The sequence below is a fragment of the Actinomadura sp. 6K520 genome, assembly GCF_004349245.1.
Classification (GTDB): Bacteria; Actinomycetota; Actinomycetes; order Streptosporangiales; family Streptosporangiaceae; genus Spirillospora.
In genome coordinates this window covers 1-21,109 of record NZ_SMLC01000008.1, presented here as the reverse complement: position 1 = coordinate 21,109, position 21,109 = coordinate 1, and the positions used below count along the sequence as shown (strand labels likewise).

Genomic DNA, 21,109 nt, shown 5'->3' with positions numbered 1-21,109 from the left:
TGGGAAAGCGAATGAGCAAGAACGTATGAGAGCGGCCGCCGCGACAGCGCTGGTCTCCTGGGGCAACGCCTGGCTGACCGGGCACGTCGGCCTGGACGAGGCGGTGGACGCCGTCGAGGAGAACGCGGGCCCGCAGATCCTGGGCGGCGAGCCCGCCGAGGTGACGCTGCGCCGCGGGCTCGGCGACCTGCGCGTCGGCGGGATGACGGCGCTGCGGCTGGCACTGCCCGAGCCGGGCGACCCGCTGGGCCTGGCCGGCCCGCCCCCGCTGAACCGCGCGGCGATCGAGGCGGGCGCCGCCGTCGTCGCCGCGCTGGGCGACCGGGCGATCGGCCTCGTCCCCGCCGAGGACCGGCGCGGATCGTCGTACGTCGGCGTCCGCTGGGCGGCGCACGACGCCTCCCCGGGGCTGCCCGACGTCCCGTCCCTCGCGGACGCCGACCGGCAGCTCACCCTCGCGATGCGGGACGCCACCGAGGCGCTGCTGACCGTGGACGACTTCGCCGGCGTGCCGCCCGAGATCGCCGACGCGCTCGTCGACCTGCGCGACCCGGAGCGCGGCGGCCACCCGCTCGCCCCCGGCTACCCGCCCCGCGCCCACCGCGTCGCCGCGCTCGCGGGCCGGCTGTCCCTCGTCGTGGAACTCGCCCGGCAGATGGACGACCGCGGCCTGGGCGCCGACCAGATGCGGCGCCGGACCGAGGCGCTGCGGCTGCTGGACAGGGCCGTCCGGCGGGCGCTCGTGGCCGCGTGCAACAGCGCGTTCGACACCGTCCCGTAGCCGAGGCCCGGACGCATCCCGGGAAACGGAAGCGGGGCGCCCCCGAAGGGACGCCCCGCTCTCATGGACCGATGATCAGGCGCGGACCACGATGGTGTTGCAGACCTTGTCGGCGAACGTCTGCTTGCGGTCGTCCCACAGCGGCCAGAGGAAGCCGAGGTAGCACAGCGCACTGTCGAGGAAGTGCGCGATCTTGCGGACGATGGCCATGCCGAAGCCGATCGGCTGCCCGGTCTGCGCGCCGACCAGGCGGATGCCCATCTGCCGCTTGCCGATCGACTGGCCGGTCGTGCCCTCCTGGTGGCAGATCCACAGGAAGAGGCCGAGCCAGACGGCGAGGCCGATCAGCATGAACAGCACGCCGATCGCGGCCGCGCCGCCGCTGCCGGACCCGCTGAGCAGGCTGCCGATCAGGTACAGCACGAAGAACGGGGCGACGACGATGAGGTAGTCGATGATGTAGCCACCGGCACGCGAGCCCCACTCGGCCAGCTGGCCGGTCGAGCCGTAGTGGTGGTGGTGCACCTCCTGCTGGTAGCCCTGGGCGGGGGGCGCCGCCTGGGGGGCGCCGTAGCCGTGCTGCGCGGGGGGCTGCTGGCCGTACCCCGGCTGGGCCGGGGGCTGCTGGCCGTACCCCGGCTGCGCGGGCGGCTGCTGGCCGTACCCGGGCTGCTGGCCGTAGCCGGGCTGCGCGGGGGGCTGCTGGCCGTACCCGGGCTGCGCCGGGGGCTGCTGGCCGTACCCGGGCTGTTGCTGCCCGTAGCCCGGCTGCTGACCGTACGGGTCGTAGGGGTTACCCACACTTGCTCCTTATTGATTGACCCTGTGGTTATGTGACGCCCGCCGGACCCGGTGGGCTCCGCAAGTCTGACCGAGGATCGACCGCGGCTCAAACGCGCAGAACACCGAACCGGACGAGCTGCCACAGCTCCGACCCCAGTAGGGCGGTGCCGAGCATCCAGGCACGGGTCTTCGGCTGGAGTGCCCACCACCGTCCTCCCAGCCCCAGCGGTGCGAACGCCATCGCGATCGCGCCGGTGAGGGCCACCGGGTTCGCCAGCACGGCCTGGGCGGGACGGCCCGAGCCGAGCTCGATGAACACGGTGGTGCTCCCGCATAGGGGGCACGGGATTCCGGTGAGCGCCCGAAGGGGACAGAGCACGCCGGGGTCGTTGACACGGTGGATCCAAGACGCGCCGATGGCCGCAACGGCCATCGCCGCGACACGCAGCACCACACCCTTGGGTCCATGCCGTGCCGCGGTGAGGGTCCGGCTCACGGTCCCGCCGAGCACACCGTTCGGTGCACCGGCGGCCGCCGCCCCGGGCGCTTCCCCCACGAATCCTCCGCCTCGATGACTGAACTGAGTGACCCGTATACCGGGTTCACCCCAAGGCGGGTCAAGCCCGGCAAACGATCCGCGATCGGACCGTTACCCAGGGCTCAGCGACACCACCTCACGGCAAGAGTAGGACAAATCGCCACCTGCGTGAGCACACTTTCACCCGACGAGTTCCATGAATCGTCTGGAAATTCGCGGCGGACGAAGCAAACGAGCGATGAACGGGACGGACGCGCATGGAGCGGAGCGGCGTCCCAGTAGGGCGTGCGGGCCGGAACGGGAGTCGTGCGAGGTGGGACGAGGTGTGATCAAAGGCATGCGCGGGCGCGCCGGACGGGCCGGTGCGCGCGGATGTGCGGGCGCGGGCGGAGTGAGCGGCGGGCCGGGTGCGAGGAGGACGGGGGTTGATGCGGCGTCGCCGGGTGGATGACCGGTGGCTCGGACGTGCCGGGCCGTGCCGTGCGTCATCGGCGGGATGGCAGGGTGGACGGGGTGGCGAGAGGTGGGGCGTGGCGTGGCGTCAGGCGTTGCCGGCCGCGCCCACGACGACGGGGGCACCGGGGCCGCTGACGTGCTCGGACTCGACGACGTCGGCGACGACCGCGGTGATGTTGTCGGGGCCGCCGTTCTCGCGGGCCAGCTCGATCAGGCGATCGACGGCCCGCTGCGGGTCGGCCTCCGCGGACAGCACCTCGTAGATCTTCTGCGCGTCGACCGGGCCGCTCAGGCCGTCCGAGCACAGCAGGTAGCGGTCGCCGAGCTGGGCGTCGCGCAGGCGCAGGTCGGGCTCGCGGTCCTCGCGTCCGTCCAGGACCCGGTAGAGGACGTGCGACAGCCGCGACGTCTCCGCCGGGTCGGCCTGCTGGCCGGCCTGCTCGGCCTCCGCCTTGAGCAGCTCGTCCATCGTGTGGTCCTGGGTCATCTGGTACAGCTCGCCGTCGCGCAGCATGTAGCCGCGCGAGTCGCCGACGTGTGCCAGCGCCACGGACTCCCCGTCCCAGAGCATGGCGGTGAGCGTGGTACCCATCCGGCTCAGGTCGGGACGTTCCTCCCGGACGATCCGCAATTTCTCGTTGGCCTCGGCCACCGCGCGGCCCAGCACGTCAACAAGATCGTCTTTGTGGGCGTCGGTGTCCAGCGAGCGCAGTGAGCCGATCACGGTGGAACTCGCGACCTCGCCACCCGCGTAGCCGCCCATGCCGTCCGCGACAGCGATCAACCGCGCACCGGCGTAACCCGAGTCCTCGTTGTTCTCGCGGTTGCAGCCGATGTCGCTGCCTGCTGCGTATCTGATTGCTACGTTCATACCAATTTCGATGACGATCCTGTCAGAGGAGTTGTATCAGCCGCGGGCCGTGGCTTCACCGGTTTCCCCGGCTGCGCCGACGCCGTGCCGGACGGCGTACAAGGCCGCCTGCGTCCGATCCTGGACTCCCAGTTTCATGAGCAGATTACTGACGTGCGTCTTGACCGTCTTTTCGGACACCACGAGCGCGCGGGCGATCTCCCTGTTGGACCTCCCCCGCGCGATGTGCACGAGCACCTCCCGTTCCCGTTCGGTCAGCGCGGCCAGGCCGCGGTCGTCTCGGTCGGCCCCGCCCCCCGGGCCGCCCGCCAGCATCGCCTCGGCCGCGTCGGGCGCGAACAGCACGTGCCCGTCCCGGACCGCCCGGATCGCCTGCACCAGCGCCTGCGGATCGACGTCCTTGTACAGATACCCGGCCGCCCCCGCCTGCACCGCCGGCAGCACGTGCCCGCGCTCGGTGACGCTGGTGAGGACCAGCACCCGTGCCGCCACCCCCCGAGCCCGCAGTTCCGTCAGCGCGGCCAAGCCGTCGGCGCCCGGCATCTTGAGGTCCATGAGCACGATATCGGGCTCCAGCGATTCGGCCAGTGTCACGGCCGACACGCCGTCCTCGGCCTCACCGACGACCTCGATGTCGTCCTGGATGCCGAGGAAGGTGCGCAGCCCCTGCCGGACGACCGGATGGTCGTCGGCGATCAGGACCCTGATCGTGCCATCGCGCGGGGCCGCGCCGTTCCCGGTCACAGCGGCACCTCCAGCCGGACGGTCGTGCCCTTCCCCGGCCGGGCGTCGATCGTGAGGCCCCCGCCGATGGAGTACGCCCTGTCCCGCATGGACGCGAGCCCCAGCCCGTTCTGGGGTTCGGCCGTGTCGGACGCGTCGAACCCCGAACCGTCGTCGGCGACCTCCAGGACGGCGTTCCCGTCGCTGGTCGCCAGGCGCACCTCGACCGTCTGCGCCCTGGCGTGTCGCAACGCGTTGTAGAGAGCCTCCTGGGTGATGCGGAAGGCGACGGCCTCGTGCTCCTCCGGCAGCACGACCGCCTCGTCTGCGGCGATGCGCACGCTGGCCTCGTGCGCCCGGTCGAGGACCTCGACGTGCTTGCGCAGCGAGGGGACCAGCCCGTCGGCGAGGTCGGCCGGGCGCAGCTCGAAGATCACGGCGCGGAGCTCGTTGAGCGCCTCGGCGGCCAGCCGCTCGACCTGCTCCAGCTCCCGGACGGTGCGGGCCGGGTCGCGCTCGGCCAGCGTCGCCGCGGTGCGGGCGGTGAGGCGCAGCGAGAACAGCTTCTGGGCGACGGCGTCGTGGAGTTCGCGGGCCATGCGGTTGCGTTCGGCGACGACCGTCAGCTCGCGGTTGTGCTCGTAGAGCCGCGCGTTCGTGATGGCGATCGCGGCGTGCGCGGCGAACAGGGTGAGGAGTTCCTCGTCGTTCCCGGTGAACCCGCCGGGGCTGCGCTTGTTGGCGAGGAACAGGATGCCGAGGACGTCCTCGCCGTCCGGGATCGGCACGCCCAGGAAGTCCTTCAGGACGGGATGCGCGGCCGGCCAGCCCTCGAACTCGGGCTCCTTGCGGATGTCGTCGAGCCGCTTCGGCGCGTCCCCGTGCAGCATCGCGGCGAGCATCCCGTGCTGGCGGGGCAGCGGCCCGATCCGCTCCCACTCCTGCTCGGAGATGCCCTCGACGACGAACTCCGCGAACGAGCCCTCGTCGTCCGGCACGCCGAGCGCGGCGTAGCGGGCGTCCAGCAGCTGCGCGGCCGCCCGGACGATCACCTGGAGCACCTCGTGCACGGACAGGTGCCGGGTCACCGCGAGCACCGCCGAACTCACGGCGTGCAGGGTCGCGCCCTGGTCGCCGCAGCCGCCGCCCTCGGTCTCCATCCCGGCCTCTCGTCACCCGTGGTACGAGCGCCTTCCGGCACTCACTGTGAAGACGGTACTCGGTGCCCGGGTCTTCTCGCTTCCCCCATGAAAGGCGAGCCTGCGGACGGTTCCACCCCATCTGGAACGCCGGCCCGCGACGGGACGCCTCCGGACGGGTCGTACAGGGGTCGCGGACCAGGGTCCTAGGACCATCTGACCATCGTGCGGGGACCCGTCGGCCGATGCCCTGAACTGCGCAGATTCGTAGCGTCGGTGGCATGGCAACAGCACTGATCACCGGGGCCTCCCGGGGGCTCGGCCGGGCCCTGGCCCGCGCACTCGCCCGGGACGGCTGGCACCTCGTCGTCGACGCGCGCGACGCAGACGCCCTGTCGGCCGCCGTCCGGGAGATCGGCGGCAGCGTCACGGCCGTCGCCGGGGACGTCACCGATCCCGCGCACCGCGCCGACCTCGTCCGGGCGGTGGACGGCGGCCTCGACCTGCTCGTCAACAACGCGAGCACCCTCGGCCCGACGCCGATGCCGCGGCTGGCCGAGCTGCCCGTCGCCGACCTCGCGGACACCTTCGCGACGAACGTCCTGGCGCCGCTCGCGCTCATCCAGGACTTCCTGCCCGGCCTCCGCGAACGCCGAGGCGCGATCCTGAACATCACCTCGGACGCGGCCACGGAGGGCTACGAGACGTGGGGCGGCTACGGGTCGTCCAAGGCGGCCCTGGAGCAGCTCTCCAACATCCTGGCCGCCGAGGAGCCCGGCGTAGCCGTGTGGTGGGCGGACCCGGGCGAGATGAACACCGCCATGCTGCGCGCGGCAGGCGAGGACGCCGACTCCGCCCCGCCTCCCGAGCGGACCGCCGCCGTGCTGCGGAGGCTGGTCACGGATCGTCCGCCCAGCGGCCGCTACCGGGCCGCCGACCTCCCCGCCGACCCCGACACCGCGCGATGACCACCGCCGTCGACCCCGATCACGTGCCCGGCCGGGCCCCCGAACACGCGAAGGCCGCGCCGGGCGCCGGCCGCGGCCTGCTGGGCGCCGGGTTCCGGGGCGCGACGTTCGGCATCGTCACGGTCGTCACGCTGCTGGCGTTCGAGAGCATGGCCGTCGGCACGGTCATGCCGGTGGTCGCCGGCGACCTGGACGGGCTGGCGCTGTACGCGTGGGGGTTCAGCTCGACCCTGATCACGAGCCTGCTGTCCACCGTCCTGGCGGGCGGCTGGGTCGACCGGTCCGGTCCGGCCCGGCCGTTCATGATCGGGCTCGGCACGTTCGTCGCGGGCCTGGTCGTCGCGGGCGTCGCCCCGTCCATGTGGCTGTTCGTCGTGGGCCGCGCGGTGCAGGGCCTCGGTTCGGGCATCGCGCTGGTCTCCCTGTACGTCGTGATCGCCCGCGTCTATCCGGAGGAGCTCCGCCCCCGGGTGTTCGGGGCGCTCTCGGCGGCCTGGGTCCTCCCGTCGCTGGTCGGCCCGGCGGTGGGCGGCGCCGTCGCCGAGCACGCGGGCTGGCGGTGGGTGTTCCTCGGGCTGGTCCCGCTGGTGGTCCCGCCGGTGCTGCTGCTCGTCCCGGCGCTGCGCGGCGTCGGGCCCGCGGGCACCGGCTCCGCGGCGGCCCGGAACCGGTATCTGGCCGCGATCACGGTCTCGGCGGGGGCCGGGATCTTCCTGTACGGCCTGGACAGGCCCGGCTGGACGATGGCGGCGGCCGCGGTCGCCGGCCTCGCGGGACTCGGCTACGGGCTGCCCAGGCTGCTGCCCGCCGGGACGCTCCGGTTCCGGCGCGGGCTGCCGAGCGTCGTCCTCGTCCGGGGGCTGCTGGCCGGCGCGTTCTTCGGCACCAGCGTGTTCATTCCGCTGGCGCTCACCCGGCTGCACGGCTTCAGCGCGGCGCAGGCGGGGATCGTCCTCACGGTCGGCGCCCTCGGCTGGTCGGGGTCCGCGCAGATCCAGAGCAGGTCGAAGCGGTCCCGCGTGTTCTTCGCCCGGCTCGGCGCCGGGCTCGTCACCGCCGGGATCGTCCTCTCCGCCGGCGCGCTCCAGTTCTCCGGCTGGCTCACCGCCCCCGCGTGGGTGATCGGCGGTGCCGGGATGGGCTTCGCGATCAGCAGCCTCTCCGTCCTGCTGCTGAACCTGTCGCCCGCGGCAGAGCAGGGCGTCAACTCGTCCGCGCTCCAGATCAGCGACACCCTCGGCTCGTCCCTCGTGGTCGGCGTCGCGGGCGCGCTGGTCACCGGCCTCGGCGGCGCCCGGCTCGACACCGGGCTCGCCGTCGCCGGGACGCTGTTCGCCGCGATCGCCGCCCTCGGCGTGGTCGCCGCACTCCGGCTGGAGGCCCGCACATGACCGTCGAATTCACCCTCCCCGCGGCCCTGGAGGCGCACGAACCTCCCGAAGCGCGCGGCCGGGCCCGGGACGGCGTCCGGCTCCTCGTCTCGCGCCGCGCCACCGGAGAGGTCTCCCATCACGAGTTCCGCGACCTTCCCTCGCTGCTCGCCCCCGGGGACCTCCTCGTCGTCAACACCTCGGCCACGCTGCCCGCCGCCGTCCGGCTCGACCGGATCAGCGTCCACTTCTCCACGCCCGTGCCCGGCGGGGACGACCGGCTGTGGATCGTGGAGCTGCGGCGCCGCGCCGGGAAGGCCGACCTGCCCTACTCGGGCGGCTGCTGCGGCGAATGGATCCCAATGCCGGGCGGCGCCACGCTCACCCTGGTCAGGCGGCACGCGAGCGGGCGTGCCGGGTCGTCGCCCCGGCGGGAGTCCGACCGGCTCTGGGAGGCCAGGCTCAGCACCGACGTCGTCCCGTACCTGCGGGGGCACGGGACGGCGATCCGGTACGGGTACGTGCGCCGCGACTGGCCGGTCGCCGCGTACCAGACGGTGTTCGCCCACGACCGGACGGCGGGCGGCGCCGAGATGCCGAGCGCCGGACGCCCCTTCACCCCCGAACTCGTCACCCGGCTCGTCTCGGGCGGCGTGCTCGTCGCGCCGATCACGCTGCACACGGGCGTGGCGTCCCCCGAGGCCCACGAACCCCCGTACGCCGAACGCTACGAGGTCCCGGAGCCGACGGCCGCGCTGGTCGAGCACGTCCGTTCCCGGGGCGGGCGGGTGATCGCCGTGGGCACGACCGTCGTCCGCGCCCTGGAGACGTCCGTGGACGCCTCAGGACGCGTCCAGGCGTCCGCGGGGTGGACCGAGCACGTCGTGACACCAGAACACGGCGTCACGGCCGTCGACGGCCTTCTCACCGGGCTGCACGAGCCCAGGTCGTCTCACCTGATGATGCTGACCGCCATCGCGGGCACCCGCCTGCTCGCCGCCACCTACGAGGCCGCCCTGGCCGAGGGCTATCTCTGGCACGAGTTCGGGGACGCCAACCTCCTGCTGCCCGCCTAGCGCCGCGTCTCGCATGGCGGACCTGACGCACGGGCCGCACGTCACGGCCGGTACCGTTGGGAACAGCTATGGACGGGTCAGGACAGCGCACGCTCCTCATCACACTCACCGGCCGCGACCGCCCCGGCGTGACGTCGCGTCTCTTCAGGACACTCGCGGAGTTCCCGCTCACCGTCGCCGACGTGGAGCAGGTCGTCATCCGCGGCCGCCTCATCCTCGGCGTCCTGCTCGCCTACAGCGAGGGCGCCGACATCGGCCGCGTGTGGAACGCCGCCGAACGCGTCGCCAACGACCTCGACATGGAGATCGAGCTGTCGACGGGTCGCAACAAGCGGATGCCGAAGCGCCGCGGCCGCCTCCACGTCACCGTCCTCGGCGCGCCGCTGAAGCCCGCCGCCATGGCGGGCATCGCGGGACGCATCTCCGCGCACGGCGCCAACATCGACCGCATCGAGCGGCTCGCGCAGAACCCCGTGACCTGCATCGAGATGGACGTCTCCGGCGCCGACCCCGACGCGCTCCGCGCCGCCCTCACCGCCGAGGCCGCCGAACAGCAGGTGGACGTCGCCGTCCAGCACAGCGGCCTGCACCGGCGCGCCAAGCGGCTGATCGTGATGGACGTCGACTCCACCCTCATCCAGGGCGAGGTCATCGAGCTGCTCGCCGAGCACGCCGGCTGCCTCGGCGAGGTCGCCAAGGTCACCGAGGCCGCCATGCGCGGCGAACTCGACTTCGAGGGCTCGCTGCGCGAGCGGGTCGCGCTCCTCGCCGGGCTCGACGCGTCCGCCATCGACGACGTCCGCGACAAGGTCCGCCTGGCCGCGGGCGCCCGCACCATGGTCCGCACCCTCAAGCGCCTCGACTACAAGTTCGCCATCGTCAGCGGCGGCTTCACCCAGGTCACCGACGCCCTCGTCGAGGACCTCGGCATCGACTACTCCGCCGCCAACACGCTGGAGATCGAGAACGGCAAGATCACCGGGCGGGTGCACGGCCCGGTCGTCGACCGCGCCGGCAAGGCCGCCGCCCTGGAACGCTTCGCCCGCGAGGCCGGCATCCCCATCAGCCAGACCGTCGCCATCGGCGACGGCGCCAACGACCTCGACATGCTCCAGGCGGCCGGCCTCGGCATCGCCTACAACGCCAAGCCCGTCGTCCGCGAGGCCGCCGACACCGCCGTCAACGTCCCCTACCTCGACACGATCGTCTTCCTCCTGGGGATCTCGCGCGAAGAGGTCGAGGCCGCCGACGCCCTCGACGCCCGGGGAGACGATCCCCCGGCCGCACGGTAGGCATCGGAGACGCCCCGTGCACCCGCAGGCCGCGCGGCACACGCCAGCCGCCTCGTGGGGCTGCGGGGACAGATGGCGTTGAGGGTGCGGCCCCGGCTGCGGGCCGCGCTGCGGCGGGGCCGGGCGGCCCTGCGAAGCCCGGCTGACGGCGAGCGGTCCCCGGTCCTGCAGCGGGCACGGGACGCCTACGCCCAAGCCCATGGGCACGCGACGCCCATGTACGGGGTGGCCGCGGCGCTCGCCATGGCGGTGCCGCTGTTCCTCGGGACGATCACCGGGCACGCCGCCCAGGGGTCGATGATCGCGCTCGGCGCCTACCTGGTCGCGCTGCGCGCACCCGAGGGACCCTACGGGACGCGGGCCCGGGACCTCGCGGTCGGCGTCCTGGTCGTCGCGGTGGGATCGGGGATCGGCGGGCTGCTGAGCGAGCGGACGTGGCTGCCCGTCCTCGTGGTGCCGCCGCTGGTCGCCCTGGGCACCGCCATCCCGCGGATCGGGGCGACGGCCGGGCTCGCGGTCCTGCTCAGCGCGGTCCGGCCGCCGTCCGACGTCATCCTCATCGGGGTGCTGGAGCTCATCGGCGGGCTGCTCGTCGCCGTCCTGCTGCTGGCGCCGTGGCCCGCGCGGCGGCTGCGCCCCCTGCACACCGCGCTGAGCGAAACCGCGGACGCGGTCGCCGAGGCACTAGACGCCGTCGCGCAGGAGGTCGGGGCACCCGACCCCGCCCCCCTCGACGAGGTCGACATCACGAACCCCGACCTGCTCGCCATCACCCGCATCCCCGACTGGGAGGCCAAGCGGCGGGCGGCGTCGGAGGCGCTCACCGCGGCACGCGCCACGTACGGGCTCTACAGGTCCGGGCGGGGACGCCAGGACCCCACCCGGCCCGAACGGCTCATCGAGGCCCTGGCCCGCGTGCTGCACGAGACGGTGACGCTGCAGGCCGTCCTGGAGGCCACCAGGAACTACCCGCCCGACCGCGCGTGGCAGGAGGAGACGCAGACGGCGATCTGGGCGCTGGCGGCGCGGCTGCGGCTGATCTCCGGCGCGATCGCCAGCGGCGGCCAGGCACCGCTGGGCCGGGAGGAGTCCGCCGCCGTCCGGCGCATGGGCCGCGCCGCCGAGCACATCAGGCGCGCCGGGCTCGCCGGGGACGAGGACCTCGTCGCGGTCGCGCTGATCGGCCAGGTCCGCCGGTCCGTCGACCGCATCGCCGGCGAGGTCGCCCGCACCCGCCGCATCACCGCGGGCGGGCTGCGGATCGGGGTGGCGCCGCCCCGGCTGCCCGAGACCCTCGACCCGACACCGGCGCTGAACCGGGTCCGCGGCGCCGTCCGCACCCGCTCCCCCCGCTTCCGGCAGGTGTCGCGCGTCTACCTGACGGCGCTGGTCACCATGGCGCTGGCCGCCGCGCTGCACCTCGAATTCGGGCACTGGATGACCATCACCGCGATGCTGAGCCTGCGCGCCACCTACGGCGAGACCGTCGAACACCTCGTCCAGCGCTTCGGCGGCACCGCCGCCGGATCGGCCATCGCCGCGGTCATCCTCGCGATCGCGCCCGGCCAGTCCACCCTCGCGGTGATCGTCTTCTGCTTCGCCGTCGCCGGCTACGCGATGCGCGCCGTGAACTACACGTACTGGGCCCTGTTCGGGACGCCCTTGGCGATGATGCTGCTGGAGTTCAGCACGCCCTCCGACTGGCTCACCGCGGGCCAGCGCATCGTCCTGACCCTCGGCGGGACGGTCATCGCGTACCTCGCCGTCCGGCTGCTGTGGCCCGCCGGGCACCTCGAACGCCTGCCCGTGCTCCTCGGCCGCCTCCTCGACCGGCACGCCGACCTCGTCCGCGCCACCGCCGACGTCCTCGCCGGGGAACGCACCCGCCTGCCGCACGACAAGATCGTGGCCGCCGAACGGTCCGCGGAGGCCGTCGCCGAGACCCGCACCCGCCTCGGCCAGGAGCGGCTGCCCGACACCGCGCTGACCACCGAGCTGGGCACCGCCGTCGACGCCGCGCACCGCGTCCGCGACCACCTCATCACCGTCGCGAAGCTGTCCCGCGAGGAGGCCGTGGACACCGGCCCGATCCCCGAGATCCTCGACCGCCTCGCCGACCAGTTCGAGGAGACCGCGGAACTGCTGGAGGAGGACGAACACGCCCCCGAGGCCGCGACGCCCGCCGAAGAGCTGAACGAGGAACTCGCCGACCTCGACACCCACCTGTCCAAGCTCACCAAGCGCCGCCGCGCCGAACTCGGCTCCGGTGTCGACCGGGACGAGTTCACCCCGCTCCGGCACGCCCTCCTGCAGGTCTCCGGCACCCGCCACGTGATCCGCCTGCTCCGCGAGGACACCGGGACGGTCATCCACTCGTCGCTCCGGGCCGCCGAACCGCGTCCCTGACGTCAGTCCTTCGGAGTACGGGTGGCGCGGAGCGTCCCCGAACCGGGATGCACGTCCGCCCACGCGCCCGACAGCTCGATCACGGCGAACGCACACGTTGGAAAGAGGGCCGGCGCGCTCCCGGCGAGATCGTAGACGAGCTGGTGCACCGACGGGTTGTGCCCCACGAGCAGCAGCCTCCCGACCTCGTCCGGCGTCCGGCTCACCAGTTCGAGAAGCTCACGGGGGTCGTTGTCATAGATCCCGGACTCGAAACTCACCTCGGCGTCGACATCCAGCAGCGCCAGCGTCTCCCGCGTCCGCGCCGCCGTGGAACACAGCACCAGATCCGGGACGAGACCGTTCGCCCGCAGCCACTCCCCGGCCGCCACGGCATCCCGCCGCCCACGATCGTTGAGCGTCCGGTCGATGTCCGCGACCCCCAACCCGGCAACGGCCTTGGCATGACGAAGCACGACAAGCGCCGGCGTACCCACTTCCATCTCTCTCCTTTCTCATTGCATTGCCCTTGGCGGTCAGGCGCCAGAGCGCCTTCCCTTCGGCGGGGCAATGCGCGCGATCGCTGCATCGCTCCGGCTCGCCCAGGGGCTCGCTGCGCGATCAGGTTTCTCGCTTCGCTCGCCACCTGCCTTCGGACGCGATCGCAAGCCTTCAGGTTGTTGCGGGGTCGGGGTGGTGGCTGGGGTCGGCGGCCCATTACCGAACCGCGCCCCAGGCGCTGAAGCGCCTTCCTGCGGCGGGCACCGCGGTGCGAACGCCGCATCGCTCCGACTCGCCCAGGGGGCTCGCTGCGCGATCAGGTTTCTCGCAAGCTCGAAACCTGCCTCCGGGCGCCGAGATTGCAGTGGTTGTGGTCGCCGGGTGGCTGGGGTTCTCGTGTCTCGCGTTCGGGTCGGGTGCCTCGCGTTTCCAGGCTCCTGTGGCGAGGGCTTGAGGGGGCCTGAAGCAACGGCGGTGGCCGGGAAGGACGGTTGGTGCCGTGCGGTCGCGGGTGATGCCGGGAACGCCTGGGAGTGCCGCAAGGGCGTGCGGGCTTGTTGTGCCGTGCCGGTGGGGGCCACGGTCGCGGGGTTACGGCGCGACGAGAGCCGCGAGAGCCCAGAGCAGGAGGATGATCCCCAGCATGCCGCCGAGCACGATGGCGAAGCCCTTGGCACCCGACATGGTCGACTTACCGTCGCCGCTCGCCACAACGCCTCCCGAGTTGATCTCATTTCGCCTGACCGGCACGTACAGCGTATGACCGATTACGGGAGTTCCATGCACGACCCCCGGCGTGCGGAGGGGCCGGCGACTGAGCGCCGCCGGCCCCCGCGCGTTACCGGTCAGTTCTTCTTGGTGGACGACTCGTCTTTGCCGGACTCGGCCTTGGCGGAGTCGGCACCGACCGCGGCCTCCTCCGGGGTGCCCTCCTCGACGGCGCCGCCCTTGGCCTCGCCGCCCTCCGTGGCGGCCGGGCCGGGCGAGGCGCCTTGGATGGCGGGGTCGGCGATCGGGTCGGCACGCCGCTTGGAGATCACGATGGCGGCCACCACGATCCCGACGGACAGCACGGTCACCACGACGCGCAGCAGGGTGTTGCCCGCGTACGTCACGACCGCGGGCGCGATCAGCAGCGCGACCAGGTTCATCACCTTGATCAGCGGGTTGATCGCGGGGCCGGCGGTGTCCTTGAACGGGTCGCCGACCGTGTCACCGATGATCGTGGCCTCGTGCGCGTCGCTGCCCTTGCCGCCGAGCTGGCCCTCCTCGACGAGCTTCTTGGCGTTGTCCCAGGCGCCGCCGGAGTTGGCGAGGAACACCGCCATCAGCACGCCCGCCGCGATCGCACCGCCCAGGTAGGCGCCCAGCGGCGCGTACCCGAGCGCGAAGCCGACCGCGATCGGAGTCATGATCGCGAGCAGTCCGGGGGTGGCGAGCTCGCGCTGCGCGTCCCGGGTGCAGATGTCCACGACCCGGTCGTAGTCGGGCTTCTCGGTGTAGTCCATGATCCCGGGCTTGGTGCGGAACTGCTCGCGCACCTCGACCACGACCCGTCCGGCCGCCCGGCCGACCGCCATGATGGCCAGCCCGGAGAACATGAACACCACGGCCGCACCGATGATCAGCCCGATCAGCACGTTCGGGTTGTCGATCGACAGGCTGAAGGTGCTGAACCCGCCGAGCGCGTCCCTGGCCTCGTCGGACGCGTCGTTCAGCGCCGAGATCACCGTCGTGCGGAACGAGCCGAACAGCGCGGTCGCGGCGAGCACCGCCGTCGCGATCGCGATGCCCTTGGTGATGGCCTTGGTGGTGTTGCCGACCGCGTCCAGCCGCTCCAGGATGGCCGCGCCCTCGCCCTGCACGTCCCCGGACATCTCGGCGATGCCCTGGGCGTTGTCGGAGACGGGCCCGAACGTGTCCATCGAGACGATCACGCCGACGGTCGTCAGGAGGCCGGTACCGGCCATCGCCACCGCGAACAGCGCGACGGTGGTGTTGCCGAAGCCGAGCAGGAACGCCCCGTACACCGCGCCGCAGATGACGAGGGCCGTGTAGACGGCCGACTCCAGGCCGAGCGAGATACCGGACAGGATGACGGTCGCCGGGCCCGTCCGGGCGCTTCCGGTGACCTCCTGGACGGGCTTGCGGTTCGTCTCCGTGAAGTACCCGGTGAGCAGCTGGATCGCGCTGGCGAGCACGATTCCGATGAGGACCGCGCCGAGCGCCACCCAGCGCGGGTCGGCGTCCAGCGCCTGGATCTCGGGGTCGGTGACGCCGTTCAGGTCCGCGAACGACGCGGGCAGGTACACGAACGCGGCGATCGCGACCAGGATCGCGGAGATCCCCGCCGAGATGAAGAAGCCCCGGTTGATCGCCGTCATGCCGGACCGGTCGCCGGCCCGCGGCGTCACGGCGAAGATGCCGATCACCGCGGTGATCACACCGATCATCGGCACGATCAGCGGGAACACCAGCCCCTCGGTGCCGAACGCGGCGGTACCGAGGATGAGCGCCGCGACGAGCATGACCGCGTACGACTCGAACAGGTCGGCGGCCATGCCGGCGCAGTCACCGACGTTGTCGCCCACATTGTCGGCGATGGTCGCCGCGTTGCGGGGGTCGTCCTCGGGGATGCCCTGCTCGACCTTGCCGACCAGGTCGGCGCCCACGTCGGCGGCCTTGGTGAAGATCCCGCCGCCGACCCTCATGAACATGGCGAGCAGCGCGGCGCCGAAACCGAAGCCCTCCAGCACCTTCGGCGCGTCGCCCTTGTACGCCAGCACGACGACCGCGGCACCGAACAGGCCGAGCCCGACGGTGAACATGCCGGCGACGCCGCCGGTGCGGAAGGCGATCCGCATCGCCGTCTTCTCGCCGCCCTCCTCCCGGGCGGCCGCGGCGACCCGGACGTTGCCCCGGACCGCCAGCCACATGCCGACGAACCCGGTGACGGCCGAGAACAGCGCGCCGATGACGAAGAAGACCGACCGTCCGATGCGTTCCCCGGTGGAGTCGGCCGGTAGCAGGAGCAGAACGAGCGGGATCAGGACCACGAAGACCGCGACCGTTCGGAACTGGCGTTTCAGGTAGGCGCTCGCTCCTACCTGCACGGCCCGCGAGATCTCCTGCATTTTGTCGGTGCCCTGGCCAGCGGCCAGGACATCGCGCACGAGACCCGCGGCGACGGCCAGTGCCAACAGTGCGATCACGGCGACGACGACGACCAAAGAGAGGTCGCCGCCGCCGAGATCCACGTCTGCGCTGACCGGGCTTGACAGGGAAAGCCCAGACATCCGTCCTCCTCGACAAGGGGTGCTGCGATCGCGATCGTCAAAGACGATCTTTACCGCGTACCCCGCGAGTCATGATTTCGAACGCCTCGCACGGCAGCGCGGGTTCCGGGAGTCTACGCAGGCGTAGGTCGAATGTTAAGGCCGCAGGGCCCTTGAAGCGGATGTCGCCAAAACGCAATGAAAGATACGCCCGGAATTTGCCCCTTATCCCAGGCCAGGGGTCATTTCCCCAGGTCAGCCCGGGATAGCTCACTATCACCTCACCGGCACCTTGACGTGCGCAGCACGTCTCGGGCGCCTCGATGAGAGCATCGGCGTCGGTGTTAAAGCTAGGCATTAACACGGATTATGTCCAGACCCAAATCGATCCAGTCCGAGATCATCCGGATGAGTTTCCCACACCGTTCTCATCGCTCATCACTTTCTCCCCACCAGTCCCACGCGTCCCACCAACCCCAACTCGGACATAACGCCCAGTCCTCGTGAGCTCGATCAGAACGAAGCGTTCCGTTCTGATATGATCCCCGGACACCGCGCAGAACCCACGGCGCCGACAGCGAGGAGTCAACGATGGCGAGCACCGAAGTCCAGCCGGTTCCGGACGGCCAAACCTCAGTCACACCCTGGATCGTGACTCGCGACACCGCGAAGGCGATCGACTTCATCGTCGAGGCGTTCGGAGGGGAGGAGCTCTTCCGCTACTTCAACGAGGACGGCTCCATCGGCCACGCCGAGGTCCGCATCGGCGATTCCATCGTCCTGCTCTTCGACGCCAGGGACACCTGGCCGGACACCCCGGCCCTGCTGCGGCTCTACATCAAGGACGTGGACACGGTCTTCGCCAAGGCCGTCCAGGCCGGCGCGGTCGCCGTCACCGAACTGAGCACCGCGGCCTGGGGCGACCGCGGCGGCCGCGTCCGAGACCCGCTCGGCAACATCTGGTGGCTCATGGAACGCGTGAAGAACGTCACGGACGAGGAGACCCAGACCCGCTGGAACCAGCCGGAGTACGTCGCCTCCATGCGCGACGCCCAGCAATCCCTCGACCGCGAACTAAGCGCCCGCAAGCCCCGCCTGACCGCGACGTCGTCCGGCGCCTGACCGAGCGGTTCTCCGGCTTCCCGGCCTCCGGCGCCGGTGACGGTCGTGGCGTTCCTGCGGTCAGGGTCGCTCGCCACCGCCGCGTCCGACGGCACGACCGGGAGCCGGCATCGACCTACCCTGGGGAGCCGTCGGTCGGCGCCCAGCCCCCCTCACCGCCCGCTCAGAACGCCGGCATCGACCCTCCCCCAAGATGACCTCGGCCCCGCACGCGAGCGCGTGACCTGACGGCGGGGCGAAGCCGAAGGCGAGCCACACCGGAAGATCGCGAAGCGACGGCCGAGCGAAGTTCGTCGATTGAATGGTGGTGGGCGGGGGCTGGCGGACGGTGCCGCGCTCGCACAGGCCAACTCGCGTAGCGAGCGCCAGCGAGCGAAGTGGGCCTGGACTGCAACAAACACAGCGAAGGCCCCGCCTGGGGTGGCGGGGCCTTCGAGGGTCTTCGGGAGTGCGCGCGTCAGATGGTCGCCTCTGCTTCGGCCGGCCAGCTCATCCGTATCTGGACCCCCTTGGGGGTTGAGGCGATCTCCACGTCGTCGGCGAGGCCGGCGATGACGGCCAGTCCCAACTCCGCGGTGCCCTCCCCGGCGAGGCCGTACTCGAACTCCTCAGCGTCCGGCGCCTTGGGGAGGCCCCCCGCCTCGTCCTCGCCGGGGACGGTGTCGCTGACGGTCACCTCGAAGCGCCGGTCGGCACCGCTCAGTTCCAGCCGGACGGGTTCGTCCGGGCAGTGCCGGCGGTGCGCCTCGACGGCCCGCGAGCACGCCTCGCCCACCGCGAGCCTGACCTCGTCCAGCAGGGGTTCGGCGACGCCGCTGCGGCGGGCGACGGCGGTCACGATCAGGCGGGCGGTCCGGACGTGGACGGGCAGCGCGCTGAAGGAGAGTTCAACGGTCGACATCTCAGCTGCTGGCCGCTACTTGGCGCCCTTGCGCTTCTCCTCGGCCTCGGCGATCGAGTCGTGGATGCCGAAGACCTTGGTCAGCCCCGTGATCCGGAAGATCTTGAGGATGCGCTCCTGGGTGCACACCAGCTCCAGCGAGCCGTCGTGCGCGCGCACGCGCTTGAGCCCGCCGACCAGCACGCCGAGACCGGTGGAGTCGAGGAACTCCACCTTCTCCATGTCCACCAGGAGGTGGAATTTACCCTTGTTGACCAGGTCGATGAGCTTCTCGCGAAGCTTCGGCGCCGTGTAGACGTCGATCTCGCCCTCCACGTTGATGACGGTGAGGCCATCGTCGGTGGTGTAGTCGTTCACCTTCAGGTCCACAGATCCTCCACGCGCCGTGCAGCACTATCTGATCTCGATCACCGGTCGCCCGGACGGGGTTCGGCCATCGAGACTTCGCCGTGATTCAACCACGCTCCGGCGTGGTACACGCACGTTATCGCCCACACGGGCGAAAGTTCGCGCCATCCCGTCTGACCTGCTGATCCAGTGGCCAGGACAGGGGTACGGGCTCACCGGCGCCGGGGCGTTCCCGTTGTTTTGCCCCGGCTGGCAAACTGAAAACCTGATGGGCGCCCAAAGATCTTCAACTCCCCTGGACCGGCTGCTCGCCGACCCGACGAGGCGCGAACGCATCACCCATGTGGAGAGCGTTCCCGCACGTCAGGGCCGTCGTGCCGACTGGCCTGCCTGGTCGCCGCCACTGCTCGTCGAGCGGCTGGCGGCGTCCGGCATCGCGGCCCCCTGGGAGCACCAGGCCGCCGCGGCCGAGCACGCCCGCGCGGGACGCTCTGTGATCCTGGCCACCGGCACGGCGTCCGGGAAGTCCCTCGCGTACCTGCTGCCCGCCATCGAGGCGATCTACGACGGGGACGACACTCCTCGCCACCAGGGGACGATTCTCTACCTGGCGCCCACCAAGGCGCTCGCCGCCGACCAGCTCCGCGCGTTGCGCTCGCTGCGCCTCACCCGCGTCCGCGCGGCGACGTACGACGGTGATACGCCCCAGGATGAACGCACCTGGGTCCGGCAGCACGCGAACTACGTCCTCACGAATCCGGACATGCTGCACCGGTCGATCCTGCCGAGCCACGCCCGCTGGTCGTCGTTCCTGCGCCGCCTCCGCTACGTGGTCATCGATGAGGCGCACGGATACCGCGGCGTCTTCGGGTCGCACGTCGCGCACGTTCTGCGCCGGCTGCGCCGGCTGTGCGCCCGCTACCACGCCGACCCGACCTTCATCCTTGCCTCGGCGACGACGTCCGAGCCCGCCGCCACCGCGTCCCGCCTCACCGGACTGGACGTCGTCGCCGTCGACGACGACGCCTCACCACGCGGACCGGCGACGTTCGCACTGTGGGAGCCGCCCCTGACCGAGCTGCGGGGCGAGCGTGGCGCCCCCGTCCGCCGCACGGCCACGGCCGAAGCGGGAGACCTCCTGGCGGACCTCGTCGTAGAAGGCGTGCAAACACTCGCGTTCGTCCGGTCCAGGCGCGGTGCAGAGTCAGTGGCATTAAGCGCCAAGCGCGCCCTGCACGAGGTCACCCCTGCCCTGGCGGAACAGGTCGCCGCCTACCGCGCCGGCTACCTCCCCGAGGAACGACGTGCACTGGAAGCCGCTCTGCGTTCCCGCTCGATCATCGGCCTGGCGAGCACGAACGCCCTGGAACTCGGCGTGGACGTCTCCGGTTTGGACGCCGTCGTCGTCTGCGGCTGGCCCGGTACCCGCGCGTCCCTCTGGCAGCAGGCAGGGCGTGCCGGACGCTCCGGCCAGGCGGCCCTGTCGATCCTGGTGGCCCGGGACGACCCGCTCGACACGTTCCTCGTCCACCACCCGGAGGCGATCTTCGGGAGGCCGGTCGAGGCCACCGTGCTCGACCCGGACAACCCGTACGTCCTTGAACCGCACCTTTGCGCCGCGGCGTCCGAGATGCCGCTCACCGAGGACGACCTTCCCCTCTTCGGCCCCTCGACCGTCGATCTGCTGCCCGACCTCGTCCGCCGCGGCTTCCTCCGCCGCCGCCCCGCCGGCTGGTACTGGACACGTCGCGACAGGGCCGCCGGCCTGGCCGATATCCGGGGTGCGGGGGGCGACCCCATCCAGGTCGTGGAACTGGGCACAGGACGCCTTCTCGGCACGGTCGATGAGGCCTCCGCGCACACCACCGTCCATGAGGGCGCCGTCTACATCCACCAAGGCGACTCGTTCATCGTCCACACCCTCGATCTGGACGACTCCGTCGCACTGGTGGAACCGGCCGACCCCGACTACTCGACGACCGCCCGCGACGTGACCGACATCGCCATCGTGGAACGGCTCCGCTCCACCGCCTGGGGCGAGGCCACCCTCTGCTTCGGAACCGTCGAAGTCACCCGCCAGGTGGTCGGCTACCAGATGCGCCGCATGCAGACGGGCGAGATGCTCGGCGAGAAGCCCCTGGACCTCCCGCCCCGCACCCTCCGCACCCGCGCCGTATGGTGGACGCTCTCCGAAGCACAGATCTCCGCCCTGGACGACCTGGACCTGCCCGGGGCCGCCCACGCCGCCGAACACGCGTCCATCGGGCTGCTCCCCCTCTTCGCCACCTGCGACCGCTGGGACATCGGCGGCGTGTCCACGGCCGTCCACCCCGACACGGGCCTGCTGACCGTCTTCGTCTACGACGGCCACGAGGGCGGAGCGGGCTTCGCCGAACGCGGCTACGCCGACGCCGCCGAATGGCTCCACGCCACCCGCGACGCGATCGCGTCCTGCGAGTGCGACTCCGGCTGCCCGTCCTGCATCCAGTCCCCCAAATGCGGCAACGGCAACGACCCCCTGGACAAACACGGCGCCCTAACCCTCCTGGACCTCCTCCTAACCCACTCCCGCCCCTGACC

The 21,109-nt window shown here is 71.9% G+C and carries 17 protein-coding genes; 8 read left to right on the top strand and 9 right to left on the bottom strand.

Features of this window, described 5'->3' with window-relative positions; all coding sequences use genetic code 11:
* Positions 1 to 25: 25 nt before the first annotated feature.
* On the top strand, positions 26 to 781 hold the full coding sequence (locus tag E1289_RS04100; protein WP_131975401.1) for a hypothetical protein: 756 nt from the start codon (positions 26 to 28) through the stop codon (positions 779 to 781).
* 75 nt (positions 782 to 856) lie between these two features.
* On the opposite strand, the gene E1289_RS04095 is transcribed toward E1289_RS04100, so the two are convergent.
* The 5 genes from E1289_RS04095 to E1289_RS04075 form a co-directional block, all read right to left on the bottom strand.
* Complete coding sequence (locus E1289_RS04095; RefSeq protein WP_131975399.1) at positions 857 to 1,582, bottom strand: RDD family protein; 726 nt, start codon at positions 1,580 to 1,582, stop codon at positions 857 to 859.
* 88 nt (positions 1,583 to 1,670) lie between these two features.
* Positions 1,671 to 1,997, bottom strand: a complete 327-nt coding sequence (locus E1289_RS04090; RefSeq protein ID WP_131975513.1) for a DUF2752 domain-containing protein — start codon at positions 1,995 to 1,997, stop codon at positions 1,671 to 1,673.
* A 646-nt stretch (positions 1,998 to 2,643) separates the two neighbouring features.
* Positions 2,644 to 3,429, bottom strand: coding sequence for a protein phosphatase 2C domain-containing protein (locus E1289_RS04085; RefSeq protein ID WP_131975397.1), 786 nt, complete (start codon positions 3,427 to 3,429; stop codon positions 2,644 to 2,646).
* Between the two features lie 36 nt (positions 3,430 to 3,465).
* Positions 3,466 to 4,173 carry a response regulator transcription factor gene (locus E1289_RS04080; protein WP_131975396.1) on the bottom strand — a complete coding sequence of 236 codons (708 nt, stop codon included), beginning with the start codon at positions 4,171 to 4,173 and terminating at the stop codon, positions 3,466 to 3,468.
* Complete coding sequence (locus E1289_RS04075; protein WP_131975395.1) at positions 4,170 to 5,312, bottom strand: GAF domain-containing sensor histidine kinase; 1,143 nt, start codon at positions 5,310 to 5,312, stop codon at positions 4,170 to 4,172. The genes E1289_RS04080 and E1289_RS04075 overlap by 4 nt, the downstream gene beginning before the upstream one ends.
* Before the next feature lie 260 nt (positions 5,313 to 5,572).
* On the opposite strand from E1289_RS04075, the gene E1289_RS04070 reads away from it, so the two are divergent.
* The 5 genes from E1289_RS04070 to E1289_RS04050 all read left to right on the top strand — a co-directional run bounded on the left by E1289_RS04070 (position 5,573) and on the right by E1289_RS04050 (position 12,403).
* Complete coding sequence (locus E1289_RS04070) at positions 5,573 to 6,259, top strand: SDR family oxidoreductase (protein ID WP_131975394.1); 687 nt, start codon at positions 5,573 to 5,575, stop codon at positions 6,257 to 6,259.
* Positions 6,256 to 7,650 (top strand): MFS transporter, encoded by a 1,395-nt coding sequence (locus E1289_RS04065; RefSeq protein WP_131975393.1) that lies wholly within the window; start codon positions 6,256 to 6,258, stop codon positions 7,648 to 7,650. Before E1289_RS04070 ends, E1289_RS04065 begins: the two co-directional genes overlap by 4 nt.
* Positions 7,647 to 8,705, top strand: coding sequence for an S-adenosylmethionine:tRNA ribosyltransferase-isomerase (locus E1289_RS04060; RefSeq protein ID WP_131975392.1), 1,059 nt, complete (start codon positions 7,647 to 7,649; stop codon positions 8,703 to 8,705). Before E1289_RS04065 ends, E1289_RS04060 begins: the two co-directional genes overlap by 4 nt.
* Positions 8,706 to 8,773: 68 nt before the next feature.
* Positions 8,774 to 9,997 (top strand): phosphoserine phosphatase SerB, encoded by a 1,224-nt coding sequence (gene serB / locus E1289_RS04055; RefSeq protein ID WP_131975391.1) that lies wholly within the window; start codon positions 8,774 to 8,776, stop codon positions 9,995 to 9,997.
* Positions 9,998 to 10,069: 72 nt separating this feature from the next.
* The gene (locus E1289_RS04050) at positions 10,070 to 12,403 is read left to right on the top strand and encodes an FUSC family protein (protein WP_131975390.1); all 2,334 of its coding nucleotides are present in this window, start codon (positions 10,070 to 10,072) and stop codon (positions 12,401 to 12,403) included.
* Between the two features lie 2 nt (positions 12,404 to 12,405).
* On the opposite strand, the gene E1289_RS04045 is transcribed toward E1289_RS04050, so the two are convergent.
* Both E1289_RS04045 and E1289_RS04040 read right to left on the bottom strand, forming a co-directional pair.
* The gene (locus tag E1289_RS04045) at positions 12,406 to 12,885 is read right to left on the bottom strand and encodes a histidine phosphatase family protein (protein ID WP_131975389.1); all 480 of its coding nucleotides are present in this window, start codon (positions 12,883 to 12,885) and stop codon (positions 12,406 to 12,408) included.
* Between the two features lie 843 nt (positions 12,886 to 13,728).
* Positions 13,729 to 16,179: a sodium-translocating pyrophosphatase gene (locus tag E1289_RS04040; RefSeq protein WP_131975388.1), complete on the bottom strand. Its 2,451-nt coding sequence runs from the start codon at positions 16,177 to 16,179 to the stop codon at positions 13,729 to 13,731.
* Between the two features lie 630 nt (positions 16,180 to 16,809).
* On the opposite strand from E1289_RS04040, the gene E1289_RS04035 reads away from it, so the two are divergent.
* Positions 16,810 to 17,280: a VOC family protein gene (locus tag E1289_RS04035; protein WP_243712595.1), complete on the top strand. Its 471-nt coding sequence runs from the start codon at positions 16,810 to 16,812 to the stop codon at positions 17,278 to 17,280.
* Positions 17,281 to 17,737: 457 nt separating this feature from the next.
* Here E1289_RS04035 and E1289_RS04030 read toward each other — a convergent pair whose 3' ends face one another.
* Complete coding sequence (locus E1289_RS04030; protein WP_131975384.1) at positions 17,738 to 18,181, bottom strand: ATP-binding protein; 444 nt, start codon at positions 18,179 to 18,181, stop codon at positions 17,738 to 17,740.
* 15 nt (positions 18,182 to 18,196) lie between these two features.
* Complete coding sequence (locus E1289_RS04025) at positions 18,197 to 18,550, bottom strand: STAS domain-containing protein (protein ID WP_021597910.1); 354 nt, start codon at positions 18,548 to 18,550, stop codon at positions 18,197 to 18,199.
* A 247-nt stretch (positions 18,551 to 18,797) separates the two neighbouring features.
* On the opposite strand from E1289_RS04025, the gene E1289_RS04020 reads away from it, so the two are divergent.
* The gene (locus E1289_RS04020) at positions 18,798 to 21,107 is read left to right on the top strand and encodes a DEAD/DEAH box helicase (protein WP_131975382.1); all 2,310 of its coding nucleotides are present in this window, start codon (positions 18,798 to 18,800) and stop codon (positions 21,105 to 21,107) included.
* Positions 21,108 to 21,109: the final 2 nt, after the last annotated feature.